Origin of the sequence: Pedobacter sp. Bi126 (genome assembly GCF_918698245.1) — a bacterium.
Taxonomy (GTDB): Bacteria; Bacteroidota; Bacteroidia; order Sphingobacteriales; family Sphingobacteriaceae; genus Pedobacter.
Genome location: NZ_CAKKMS010000007.1, coordinates 197,342 through 210,247 on the forward strand (window position 1 = coordinate 197,342; position 12,906 = coordinate 210,247).

The following is a 12,906-nucleotide window of genomic DNA, read 5'->3' on the forward strand; positions in this document are numbered from 1 at the left end:
TAGAACAAACGTTTGTTTTGGGTTGAAAAATGGAACTATCTGATTTTTAACATTTTTTAAGGATTTTTAGATTAAAAACTTGATACCTTCATCAGTATAATCTAAATAATAACCATGAAAAATCTAGCTCACCTCCTCACCCTCATTTTCTTTTTTTATTTAATCCCTGCCAATGCAAAACCTATTGTACCTAAAAATCTCCATGGTTTTTGGAGTTATAAAGCAACAAAAGTAGGCAACTGGAACGGCACCTTAATTAATGATAATTATGTTGAGTACAATTATCGGATGTATAAGGTTGATAGTGTTAAAAATACTGACGGTATTACCAAAATCTGGTTAAACACCAAAAACAAAGATGTTTTAACCTTAGAAATTAAAGCTCCTGCCGATGGTAAAGCTTTATTAAAATTTAACCGATGGGAGAAAGAAATATCTTGCACCTGGAATGCTTCCGATCCTGACATTAAAGTTTATAGCAAAGATGAAATCCCATCTTACTATTTTGGAAAATGGGTGAGTGCGCATTCCAATTTTTACATCACTGCCAAGCATAAAATGCTTTATCAAAATAAGGAATGGGAAATTGTATGGGCCGGCAACTACATGGATAAAGAAGATCGGTTTTTGTTGAAAGAGAAAGATAGCTGCAGGATGGTTTATGTACATAAATTGGTTAAAGCTTTAAAGGTAAACAGTCTAGAAGGGCTGAAAATTTATGCCCCTATTGCTAAGAATCCATTGGTGTATCAGTTCTTGGGAAATTGGATAAACAATGAAACCAACGCATGGCAGTATGGTTTTTTTGAAGACTTTGCGATCTACAATCAGAAGGTTTATCCCTATAAAAGCATCGAAAAAAATGGGAAAAGTTTAAAGATTACACTTCTTCAAGATGGGAAGGAGAAAAGTATTCAATTTACAGCGAAAAATGATAGTATTGCGCAATTGGTTGACGAGCAAGGTGCAAGCAATGTATATCTGTTGAAAAAAGAATTTAAAGCCAACAGGACAAAAGATGCAACAGCATTTAAAGATAGTCATTTTGCCAGGGTGGATACGGCAGTTATTACAGGCTACTTAAGAAACCCAACAAGTAATAAACCTTTTTCGGTTGGTTTTACCGATCATTTAAAAGATGACCAGGTTAATTACTATGGTGATTTGGATAGTAATGGATTTTTTACTGTAAAAATACCTTTGTTAAATACCACACAGGTTTTTTTAGACTGGGAGAGAAATGGAGTTATTGACGTGATTGAGCCGGGTGAACATTATTTTTATTTTGAAGATTTTAATACACAGGTTAGGAGTACTATGGGCGATAATGCCAGTTTTCATAACGAACTGCTCAACTACAAGTACTATAGTCCTTATTCAGAAATTAAGCAGAGTGATTATGATGCCAAAAGAAAAGCTGATCTACTGACTTTTTTAACGATTAGCAAAAAAGAATACGATAATGGAACGGCTTATTTGAACGGCCATTTAAGAAAATACCCCAATGCAAGTAACCGTTTCAGATATTTCGTATCAGAAGGTTATAAATACGAATTGGCAGGAAACCTAATGCAGAAAAGATTTGCTTTAAAAGGGAAAGAGAAATTTCCAGAACCGTTTATGAAGTATGTTGATGACAGCTTATATAAAAACCTACCACCTAAACCCTTTACCTTGATTAGAGACTTTTCTTTATTTAGTAGGGATTATTATGCTTATCTGCGTAAAGAGAAAGAAGTTTCTGTTGATTGGGATGATGTAGTTCTTGAAATGATCAATTCAGGGCAGATGAGTCTATCGGCCAAAGAGATAGAGGCTGTATTGATTCAGATCAAATTAAATAAAATTGCGCCTGAAGATTCACTAAAAATTAAGCAATTCTTAAAAATCTTTACTGCCGATAAACGAGAACTGGCGGAAAGTACGAGAAAAGTGTATAGAGAACAGATTATGAGCAATGCAGGTAAAAAATTGCACATCAAATCTCTTGATGCAGATGTGAAAATTGCCAATAGCATTTCAAATGAAGATTTAAGGGAGGGTATTATAGCGCGGAATTTTCATCAATATTTTGAAAATAACCATATAGCAATGCCAGATACTTCCTTTAAGTATTTTATGGCCAATCTGAAAAGTGATTATTACCGGAATGAAATTAATAAGCTTCAGCTTGCTTATCAAAACATGTCGAAGGTTGATGTAGATTACAAGGAAAGTTTAAAGAGAACCGATCATTTAAAAGATGCGAAAAATGCAGATTCTCTTTTCGCCGAACTAATTAAACCTTATAAAGGAAAAGTAATTTACGTTGATTTTTGGGGCACCTGGTGTGCCCCATGCAAAGGTGAAATGCCTTTTGTAAAACCGGTTAAAGAAGCTTTAAAGGGAAAAGATGTCGTTTTTATGTATTTCGCCAATAATTCTCCGGAAGAAGGTTGGAAGAATATTATCAAAGAATATGAATTGTCTAGTGAAAATGCCGTTCATTATCGCTTGCCAGAAACCCAGCAAAATATGATTGAGACCAGATTCTCGATAAACAGTTTTCCTACTTATATTTTAATTGATAAAGAAGGAAACGTAAACACGATGAAAGCCCCAAGACCAAGCGACAAAGAGCAACTTGTGGCTGCCGTAAATACTTTGCTAACCAAATAATGCTTCCTTGCGGCTGGCTTTTGTTGGCCGCAAGTATTGATTTGGCATTTGCGCCCTACAACCTTCGTTCCTTGCAGTTTCCATTGTTTTTAAACCCGACAGCGGCGAAAATCCTTTTCATGTGCAGCAACCTTCAGTATGATAGTGAATTAGCAAAAAGATTGTAGCGAATGGCTGGAACAAAATGAATTTTAGCACAGCCATTGCTTTTCAAACCTATATGATATGCATTAATTAATTACGAATTCTTTTTCGATAGATACGTTTTAAGCTTCTTAAAAAGATCTTCTTTTTTAGGCCTTTCCTTACCGCTATGTGTTAAATTGTTGTCGTAATGGTTTAGCAGTTCTGCAGCATAATCTTTTTGAGGTTGACTACCCGACCTTAACACCTCGATAAACCGAACGGCATTGTGATTTAAGGTGCTGTTAAATGAAACGGCATAATACTCGCTTCGTTCAGACGGGTTTTTATTTTTATTGTTTTCCCCCGCGCCGTTTTCTGCAAAGTAATCGGCATGAAGAATAAGTGGGTTTAATTTTTTCAATCTCTTAGTACCTTTGCGTTCATTCCGCCATGGATGTTCTTTTTTATAGAGTTGGGCCAGCAGAAAATCTTTTTTCCAAAGGGTAATCTGGTGCGACATTAAATAATCTGATGCCTCATTATCGATCTCCGCAATATTAAATCCCTCAATAAAATTAGTAGTTTCTTTAGTGTTGTAAACACCAGAACTATGGAGTTTAACCTGTTGCCAATCGTTTTCAATTGCCTGTTCGAACAGCGCCGTAAAGAACTTAGGATTTACGGGTTTGCTTAACCACATATCTTCCTGGAAATAGAGCACATATTTTTCGTCTATGTTACCTAACAATGTTGCCAGGCGATCGGCCCATTCGCCTTTGCCCGATTTGATGTTTGTGAAGCCATTTACATCAGCGTTTTTTACTTCTGTAGCGAAATAATAATTGCAAGGGATTTTAAAATCCCAGTTTTCTGAGAAAGCGTAATCAAAACCTTTATATAGAAATTCATAACTATCGCAGGCATGAACTAAAAGTGCGACGTTATTTTTGCGAGTTGACATAAAAGAACACAGGTAAGTAGGTTTCAAATTTACGAAAATGCTTTTTTTCTTTTCTTTGGTAGCTGATATTTTACGTTGCAGCTGCTTATTGGTTCGGCTCAACAGGATGCAAAAAGATTGAAGTTAACCATGGCGACAAACTTAAATTTCGGAACAGCCATCGCTTTCCTAATAATGGGTTAATCAAATAAAAATGAACAAACGTTTGTCTTTTAGTTTGTGCATAAAATCTACCTATTTTGTCGCTTTTAACCGCAAATAATACTCCTTTTTTACATTGATATATAGCAAAATACAGCTTCGTTTTTGCTACCTTTGCACGCAAATTTATTATTCATACCGCATGAGCTTAAATATCCATTACAAGGAAGATTTTCAAAATCGTCATATTGCACCAAATGAGGCAGATACAGCCGAAATGTTGCAAACTGTTGGCGTAAATTCTATTGATGAGCTGATAGAACAAACTGTTCCGACGGCAATTAGGTTAAAACAGCCTTTAAACTTGCCTGCAGCGAAATCAGAAACTGAATATCTTGGTGCTTTAAAACAAACTTCATTGTTGAATAAAGTTTTCAAAAGCTTTATCGGACAGGGTTATTATGATACCATTACCCCGGGTGTAATTTTACGTAACGTATTCGAAAACCCAGGATGGTACACACAATATACACCATATCAGGCAGAAATTGCACAGGGCCGTTTGCAAGCTTTGTTAAATTTCCAAACGATGGTTATCGATTTAACCGGAATGGAGATTGCCAATGCATCTTTATTGGATGAAGGCACTGCTGCTGCTGAAGCGATGTTTATGCAATATAGCTTGCGTAAAAATCAGGCGGCTAAAAAGTTCTTCGTTTCGGAATTGCTTTTCCCTCAAACGATCGATATTTTAAAAACACGTGCTAATCCTTACGGTATTGAACTTGTGATCGGAAGTCATTTAGATTTCGTAGCTGCTGAAGATTTCTTCGGTGCAATTGTTCAGTATCCTGCTGGAAACGGTGAAGTTTTCGACTACAAAGACTTTGCATCGGCATTGCACAATCAAAATATTAAATTAACGGTAGTTGCGGATATTTTAAGCTTAACCTTATTAACGCCTCCAGGCGAGTGGGGAGCTGATGTAGTGGTAGGTACTACACAACGTTTAGGTGTACCAATGGGTTTTGGTGGACCACACGCTGCATTTTTTGCAACTAAAGAAGAATATAAACGTAACATCCCTGGTCGTATTATCGGTGTAACCATTGATAGCCATGGCGATTATGCTTTACGTATGGCTTTGCAAACCCGCGAGCAGCACATCCGTAGAGATAAAGCAACATCAAACATCTGTACCGCACAGGCGCTATTGGCTATTATGGCTGGTTTTTATGCCGCTTACCACGGTCCGAAAGGATTAAAAGCTATTGCAGAACGTACACACGGTTTGGCCATCAGCTTAGCATCTACTTTAAAAGGCTTAGGCTTTGAGCAGTTAAATTCTGCTTATTTCGATACCATCCGTTTCGATTTAGGCGATTTAAAGGGCGGTATCCATTCAGGATGTATCGATAACGAAATCAACTTAAATTATGTTGGTAACGTTGTAACTATTTCGTTCGACGAGACCAGCACTTTCGAAGATGTAGCTTTAATTGCTAAAATCTTTGCTAAAGTTAAAGCTATTGCAGCCGATCAGGTTGAAGTGGTAGAAAATGTGGAAACGGTTATCCCTGCTTCATTACAACGTACTTCAGCTTATTTAACACACCCAATCTTTAATGCACACCATTCAGAACATGAAATGTTGCGTTATATCAAATCATTAGAAGCAAAAGATTTATCGCTTTGCCACTCGATGATTGCTCTGGGTAGCTGTACCATGAAATTAAACGCTACGGCCGAGATGATTCCGGTTACCTGGTCTCACTTTGGCCGTATCCACCCGTTTGCACCTGCCGATCAGGTATTGGGTTACTATTCGGTTTTTAATGAACTGGATAAATGGTTAAGTGAAATTACCGGTTTTGCCGCAATGAGTTTACAGCCAAACGCTGGTGCTCAGGGCGAATATGCAGGTTTAATGGTTATCCGCGCTTATCACCACGATAGAGGCGATTTCCACCGTAACGTAGCGTTAATTCCTGCTTCGGCACACGGAACAAACCCTGCTTCTGCTGCAATGGCCGATATGAAAATTGTTGTAGTAAAATCTTTAGAAAACGGTAACATCGATGTTGAAGATTTAAAAGCAAAAGCAGAATTACACAAAGACAACCTATCGTGTTTGATGGTAACTTATCCATCTACTCACGGTGTGTTCGAAGAAAGCATTATTGAAATCTGCGAAACCATTCACGCTAATGGCGGACAGGTATATATGGATGGTGCAAACATGAACGCACAGGTTGGTTTAACAAGTCCGGCCAATATCGGTGCCGATGTTTGTCACTTAAACTTACACAAAACTTTCTGTATTCCTCACGGTGGTGGCGGTCCTGGTATGGGCCCAATTGGTGTGGCGAAACACCTGGTTCCTTATCTTCCAGGTCATGCCGTGGTTGATATCGATAAAGGAAAATCTATTTCGGCTGTTTCATCTGCACCATGGGGTTCGGCTTCGATCCTGATTATCTCACATGCTTATATTGCCATGATGGGAGCTAAAGGATTAACCAACGCTACCAAATATGCTATTTTAAACGCAAACTATATGAAAGCGCGTTTAGAGCAACACTACCCTGTACTTTATTCAGGCGCTCAGGGCCGTTGTGCACACGAGATGATTTTAGATTGCCGTTCGTTCAAAGCTTTCGGAATCGAAGTGACCGATATTGCAAAACGTTTAATGGATTATGGTTTCCACGCACCAACAGTTTCTTTCCCGGTTGCAGGAACTTTAATGGTTGAGCCAACTGAATCGGAGCCTAAACATGAGTTAGACCGTTTCTGTGATGCCTTAATCGCAATTAAAAACGAAATTACCGCTGTAGAAAACGGCACTTTAGATAAAGTTGATAACCCATTAAAAAATGCGCCTCATACGGTTTCGGTAATTACTGCTAACGAGTGGGATCATGCTTATAGCCGTCAAACAGCTGCGTTTCCACTTCCTTATGTGTTAGAACGCAAGTTTTGGCCATCAGTTGGTCGTGTTAACGATAGCCATGGTGATAGGGCATTAATCTGTGCTTGTCCGCCGATTGAGAGTTATTTAGAAGAGATCGTTCCTTAGTAAGGTAGAGGGCGTGAAGGTAGAGGGTTTAAGGTTTTCCTTTCCATCCCTTAATTACTCCCGATCGTCATTGCGAGGAAGTGCGACGAAGCAATCTATTTAGATAAATTATCAAACGCCTAGGTTCGTGTCCTCACGAACATATTCATCTGCAAGTTTTATAAATTCATTTTATAAGGCTTGCAGATTTTTTTTGAAAACGAATGTCACTTTTCCATCGGAAGCGGCAGTCCTGCCATTCGCTTCAATCTTTTTGTGGTTTCTGCTCTTGTTATCGTCATTGCGAGGAGAAACGACGCGACAATCTTTAAAGACGGAGGAAAAACAAAAAGGATTTTCGCTACTGTCAGGTTTATAAAGGAGGGTACTGGGTGGGAAACCAATTCAGAGCGAGTGGTATTTAACTTAGTGGGTGCAATAATATAAATCGCGGGTAAGTTAATATAAATCACGGGTGGGCTAATATAAATCGCGGGTGCGTTATTGTAAAAAGCGGATGCATTAATATAAAAGCCAAACGCAGTAATATAAAAAGCGGGTGCCTTATTTATAATTTAAAGACCAGCTGCTTTTGATCCCATTTCATCGGCTTCTTTTTCTAAACCAGGATCGTCGTTAATTGTTATATCGGAATTTAATTGTGTTGTTGGTTTAACTCTACCTTGTTTTTGCTGTACCACATGCCATGCCTCATGCGGTAAATGCGCTTCTTCATTAGCAGCTAAATGAACATTAGTACCATTCGCATAGGACAAAGCGTTTAATTGTGCAGGTATCCGAATTCAAATGTACCGCCACTCCATCCATCGAAATGCCCGAAAGTGATTCAATGCCATTTTTTAAATTATCGGGTAAATTTTTCTTTGCCATGGTATAAATTAATTAGCGTAAGGTAATTAATAATATAAGTATTAATTATTTAGCAGCAATTTAAATTGCTCAATCATTTGTTAAGCTGATCTCGCAATAGCTTTTAATCCGGGGTAAATAATCGTTTTGTATAGGCTTATGCAGTGTAACCACAAAAGAAATCCCTGCGTCTAAGAACCTAAACAAAATATACAATGAAGATCTTTTTTAAACTCACAGTAATATTCGTCCTGGCAGCTACTTCGGTGCTTGCGCAAAATCCAGAACCTAAAATAGACAGTTTGCTCAATAATTTGTTTAAAGATAAAAATGGGCCGGGGGGTGTTTTTATGATAGCAAAAGGCGGGGTGCCAATTTATCGGAAAGCCTTTGGAAAGGCCAATTTGGAACTTAATTTTGATATGACACCTGAAAATGTATTTCAGCTAGGTTCTTTAACCAAGCAATTTACAGCGGTAGCAATTTTACTTTTAGAAGCACAGGGGAAATTAAATACAGCGGATCCTATTGCTAAATATATTCCAGACTACCCTTTTGGTGATGAAATTACCATTCATCATTTGTTAACACATACTTCTGGTATAGCTGATTTTACAAAGATGAAATCGCTCCCACAAATTGCTCATCAGGATTTGACTCCAAAACAAGTGGTCGATTTCTTTAAGAATGAACCAAGAACCGCTAAACCAGGAGAGAAATTTGAATATAATAATGCTGGATATGTAATTCTAGGTTATGTTATTGAGCTGGTTTCCGGACTTTCTTACGAAAATTTCATCACCAAAAATATATTTGAAAAAGCAGGTATGAGTAGTTCGCGCTATGCCAGCGATATTGCCATTATAAAGCACCGGGCTTATGGTTATCAAAAAAAAGAGTTCGGATACCAAAATAAAAAGAATATCAGTTTTAATATTCCTTTTTCTGCGGGTTCACTAATGTCTACAGTTGATGATATGCTAAAATGGCAAAATGCGCTAAACCAAAATTTAATTCTCAATGCTGCTGTTCTTAATAAAGCCTTTAAAAAATATAAATTAATTAATGGCGATAATATTGACTACGGTTATGGCTGGCATTTAAAAGAAATTAACGGAATTGCAGTAAGGGAGCATGGTGGGAGTATTTTTGGATTTAAAACCATGAGTGTTTACTTTCCTAAAGAAGATATTTTAGCAATTGGATTAAGTAATTGCGATTGTAATTCTCCAACGCAAGTTACCAGAGATATCGCATTTTTAGCTTTGGGGGTACATAAAGAATAAAAAAAAAACAGATTAAACCATTGCTATAATTCTGTAGTCAATAGAATGATTTTAAATAAATCCGATTATTTTTGAAAAAGTTAACATAGGTCAATAACAAGAGATCGGGAGTTAATCTATATTTGTATCAAATTATAAAAAACCAGAAAATGAAATTAAAAATTAGCTCAATTTTTTTATTAGTGGCAGTTGTAGCATTGTCAGCTTTTAAAAACCCTACTAAACCAGTAACTTATACTGTAGATGCAGCAAAATCAACCATTACTTGGGTTGGTAAAAAAGTAACAGGTTCTCACAACGGAACTGTAGCTTTACAATCAGGTACCTTAGCCGTTAACGGTAAAAATGTAACTGGTGGTACATTTGTAATTGATATGGCTTCAATTAAAGATGCTGATGGAAGTGCTAAATTAGAAGGTCACTTAAAAGCAGACGATTTTTTCGGTACAGCTAAATTCCCAACTTCAACTTTCGTAATTACTAAAGTTGCTGGTTCAGGAGCAAACGTAACGGTATCAGGTAATTTAACCATCAAAGGTATTACTAAACCATTAAGCTTCCCTGCAACTGTAACGGTTAATGCAGATGGTACAGCTTCGGCTTTAGCAGGTAAAATCGTTGTTGATAGAACTAAATATGACATCAAATACGGTTCTAAATCATTCTTCGATAGCATTGGCGACAAAGCAATTGATGATAACTTTGAATTAGCTGTTAAATTGGTAGCTAAAAAATAATTATTTCCGTCTCGGAAAAATTAAAGCTCAGGCATTAGTCTGGGCTTTTTTTTGTGGATTATATTTTTAGCCACGGAAACACAGAAGGCACGGAAAATAAAGAGTGCTAAGGTTTTACCACCGAGTACACTGAGTTTAACACAGAGGAACACTGAGCTATTCAGAATTCTAAGTATGCACCCAACTCTGTGTACTTTGTGCCTTTCTCCGCGGCCTTTGTGGTAAAAAAGACTCTATTTTGTTTAACCGCAAATAGTGCTAAGTTTGACGCGAAGGGGGCACGAAGTTTTTACCACCGAGGCCACGGAGTTTTACACAGAGGAACACAGTGTTTTAAGTATAGATATGTGCCCAGCTCTGTGTACTTTGTGCCTTTCTCTGTGGCCTTTGTGGTAAAAAAGATTCTATTTTGTTTAACCGCAAAGAGCGCTAAGTTTGACGCGAAGGAGCATGAAGTTTTTACCACCGAGTGCACGGAGTTTTACACAGAGGAATACGGAGATTATGTAGCTATAAGTACCCATCTCTGTGTACTTTGTGTCTTTCTCCGTGGCTTTTGTGGTAAAAAAGATGATATTTTTGTTTAATCGCAAAGAGCGCTAAGCTTGACGTGAAGGGGGACTAAGTTTTTACCACGAGTGGATTGAGTTTACACAAAGATTCTATAGCTATAAGCACCCAGCTCTGTGCACTTTGTGCCTTTCTTTGTGACCTCTGTGGTAAAAAAAGGAACTCTGCGTGCTTTGCGTTTCTTCTTTGTGTCCTTTGCGGTAAAAAACGCGTGGGCTTATCTAATCCTAAATCCGCCTTCAACAGCATCAACAAAACCAGTTGCTGTGCTTTTGCCATGATAGAACAAACACTCCCAGTTTTCTTCAGCTGCTCTTTTACCAAACTCCTTGCGTAATTCCATTGCCTTACGGCCATCAAAATCGTATTTGGCAATAAAGTTTTTAACCAGTTCTTCAGGTTCAGGCAGTACATCGCCACCAAAAAATATCTTTTGCTTCCCTTCTGTTAAAAGGAAAACCTGGTGGTTTGGACAGTGTGCACCTGTAAATTCGAATGCAATGGTTTCATCCAATGCGCCATCGCCCTCTACAAATTTTAATTGTGCATTGCGTTGTACAAAATCGAAAATATCGGTGTGGTAAGAAGATGAAGTGCTGCTAAATGCCGTTTCCCACTCGCCACGGTTAATTACATATTCAGCATCAGGGAAACTCAGTTCAACTCTATCATTGCTCTGTTTGTGGATCATGCCTCCAGAATGGTCGTAGTGTAAGTGCGACATTAACACCTTAGTTACGTCAGTAGGGTCGAAACCAGCATTACGGATGTTTTTGTGCAAAATAAGCTCGCCATGGTCATCACTAAATCCTAAACCCGTATCAAAAAGTACAAGGTCGTTTTTCAGCTCAACCAAAAAAGGCTGAACATTAATGAATAGCGATGCGGGTCTGTCTTTAAAATGATGTATGGCGGGGTCGAAAGGAACAAATTTCTTTGTTGCATCAACAGAATAGGTGCCTTCGAATAGGGTGTGAACTTGCAAAATGTAGATCTTTAATGTTTCTACAAAGGTAACAATCTAAACTTGAGTATTTGTTTTGGTAAAAGCTTGGATACTTCCTTTTTTTGTAAAATATGATGCTTAAATTTCAGGCATGAATCTCCGAATCTTAATTTTTCTGTTGGCTTGTAGTTTTTCGATACAGCTAAAAGCACAGCAAAAACCAAACGTAATTATTGTATTGGCTGATGATATGGGTTATGCTGACATTTCGTGTTATGGAAGTCCGCTGATCAAAACACCATTTTTGGATGGAATGGCTGCGAAAGGAGTAAAAGCAACCAATTTCGTTACCACCTCACCAACCTGTACACCGTCGAGGGCATCGTTGCTCACCGGAAGATACTGTAGCAGGATGGATTTACCATGGCCGATTGGTCCGGGCGATAAACGTGGCATACCTGAAGATGAAATTACCATTGCACAGATGCTTAAACAATCAGGTTATGCTACCGCGTTAGTGGGCAAATGGCATTTGGGCGATCATGGTATTTCGTTACCAAATAAAAAGGGTTTTGATGAGTTTTATGGCCTTTTATACAGCCACGACTATAGAGCACCTTATGTTAAAACCGATACAACGATCAAGATATTTAGAAATACCAAACCAGAAATCTATAAACCGCAGGATAGCATTTTAACGAGTTCTTACACCCGCGAATCGATCAAATTCATTAAACAAAGTGTTACAGCTAAGAAACCATTTTTTCTTTATCTGGCGCAAAATATGCCACATTTGCCTGTTGCTTTTGCGGCACAAAAAAGTAGAAAAACACCTTCTGCCGGTGGTGAACTTGGCGATGTGATCGAAGATATGGACGCCGGTTTAGCTGCAATCTGGAAACAGGTGGTCGCTTCCGGACAGGCAGACAATACCATTTTTATCTTCACCAGCGATAATGGTCCGTGGATAAATGCACCACAGCGCATGTATGAGGATGGTTATACCAAATTTTACCATGTTGGCTCCGCAGGAATTTTTAGGGGTTCGAAAGGGATCTCTTACGAAGGCGGTCACCGTGTTCCATTTATTGTGTACTGGAAAGGCCATACCCTTAACAATTCTCAGTTAACCAAGCCCATTTCAAATCTGGATGTTTTTCCTACACTGGCCGAATGGACTAAAAGTAAATTACCTCAAAAAGTGTATGACGGGGAATCTATTTCAGCCTTGCTAACCAGTAAAAACAACACTAAACCTCACCGCCCGATTTATTACCACAATTATGTTTTAGAAGGCGTAAAAGATGGCGATTGGAAGTTGAGGATTACCAAAAAAGACAATAAAGAACTTATCGAACTTTACAATTTATCGTGGGATCCGGCAGAACGGGTGAATTTAATTGATGATGCAAAATATGCCGATCGGAAAGCGCATTTGATGAAGCTTTACGAGGCCTATCCCGGAAATTCCAAGTAAAATTTAACTTTTTGTTTTTAAAGGTTTTGTTCGACAACCCATTAGATAGTGCCTCCATCATATCCAATTAAAATGT

Annotated in this window: 9 protein-coding genes; 5 read left to right on the top strand and 4 right to left on the bottom strand. The window is 38.0% G+C overall.

Annotated elements, in window-relative coordinates; translation table 11 throughout:
• The first annotated feature begins 114 nt into the window (after positions 1-114).
• On the top strand, positions 115-2,658 hold the full coding sequence (locus LQ201_RS22460) for a TlpA disulfide reductase family protein (protein ID WP_230145932.1): 2,544 nt from the start codon (positions 115-117) through the stop codon (positions 2,656-2,658).
• Between the two features lie 238 nt (positions 2,659-2,896).
• Here LQ201_RS22460 and LQ201_RS22465 read toward each other — a convergent pair whose 3' ends face one another.
• Complete coding sequence (locus tag LQ201_RS22465) at positions 2,897-3,745, bottom strand: hypothetical protein (RefSeq protein ID WP_230145934.1); 849 nt, start codon at positions 3,743-3,745, stop codon at positions 2,897-2,899.
• Between the two features lie 343 nt (positions 3,746-4,088).
• Here LQ201_RS22465 and gcvP point away from each other — a divergent pair, with 343 nt between their 5' ends.
• Positions 4,089-6,965 (top strand): aminomethyl-transferring glycine dehydrogenase, encoded by a 2,877-nt coding sequence (gcvP, locus tag LQ201_RS22470; RefSeq protein WP_230145936.1) that lies wholly within the window; start codon positions 4,089-4,091, stop codon positions 6,963-6,965.
• A 554-nt stretch (positions 6,966-7,519) separates the two neighbouring features.
• Here gcvP and LQ201_RS22475 read toward each other — a convergent pair.
• Complete coding sequence (locus tag LQ201_RS22475; RefSeq protein WP_230145937.1) at positions 7,520-7,720, bottom strand: hypothetical protein; 201 nt, start codon at positions 7,718-7,720, stop codon at positions 7,520-7,522.
• Entirely contained in the window at positions 7,698-7,835 is a 138-nt protein-coding gene (locus LQ201_RS22480) for a hypothetical protein (protein ID WP_230145939.1), read from the bottom strand. The genes LQ201_RS22475 and LQ201_RS22480 overlap by 23 nt, the downstream gene beginning before the upstream one ends.
• 293 nt (positions 7,836-8,128) lie before the next feature.
• Between LQ201_RS22480 and LQ201_RS22485 the strand changes: the two genes are divergently transcribed.
• Together LQ201_RS22485 and LQ201_RS22490 are read left to right on the top strand one after the other, a co-directional pair.
• Positions 8,129-9,100 (top strand): serine hydrolase, encoded by a 972-nt coding sequence (locus LQ201_RS22485; RefSeq protein ID WP_230145940.1) that lies wholly within the window; start codon positions 8,129-8,131, stop codon positions 9,098-9,100.
• Positions 9,101-9,249: 149 nt separating this feature from the next.
• The gene (locus LQ201_RS22490) at positions 9,250-9,837 is read left to right on the top strand and encodes a YceI family protein (RefSeq protein ID WP_230145942.1); all 588 of its coding nucleotides are present in this window, start codon (positions 9,250-9,252) and stop codon (positions 9,835-9,837) included.
• Positions 9,838-10,624: 787 nt separating this feature from the next.
• On the opposite strand, the gene LQ201_RS22495 is transcribed toward LQ201_RS22490, so the two are convergent.
• Positions 10,625-11,392, bottom strand: coding sequence for an MBL fold metallo-hydrolase (locus tag LQ201_RS22495; protein ID WP_230145943.1), 768 nt, complete (start codon positions 11,390-11,392; stop codon positions 10,625-10,627).
• Between the two features lie 112 nt (positions 11,393-11,504).
• Here LQ201_RS22495 and LQ201_RS22500 point away from each other — a divergent pair, with 112 nt between their 5' ends.
• On the top strand, positions 11,505-12,830 hold the full coding sequence (locus LQ201_RS22500) for a sulfatase-like hydrolase/transferase (protein ID WP_230145944.1): 1,326 nt from the start codon (positions 11,505-11,507) through the stop codon (positions 12,828-12,830).
• The last annotated feature ends 76 nt before the right edge of the window (positions 12,831-12,906 follow it).

Excerpts from the sequence above, each read along its gene's own strand:
- LQ201_RS22460 (WP_230145932.1), top strand. The coding sequence starts at position 115 with ATGAAAAATCTAGCTCACCTCCTCACCCTCATTTTCTTTTTTTATTTA.
- LQ201_RS22465 (WP_230145934.1), bottom strand. The coding sequence starts at position 3,745 with ATGTCAACTCGCAAAAATAACGTCGCACTTTTAGTTCATGCCTGCGAT.
- gcvP (WP_230145936.1), top strand. The coding sequence starts at position 4,089 with ATGAGCTTAAATATCCATTACAAGGAAGATTTTCAAAATCGTCATATT.
- LQ201_RS22480 (WP_230145939.1), bottom strand. The coding sequence starts at position 7,835 with ATGGCAAAGAAAAATTTACCCGATAATTTAAAAAATGGCATTGAATCA.
- LQ201_RS22490 (WP_230145942.1), top strand. The coding sequence starts at position 9,250 with ATGAAATTAAAAATTAGCTCAATTTTTTTATTAGTGGCAGTTGTAGCA.
- LQ201_RS22500 (WP_230145944.1), top strand. The coding sequence starts at position 11,505 with ATGAATCTCCGAATCTTAATTTTTCTGTTGGCTTGTAGTTTTTCGATA.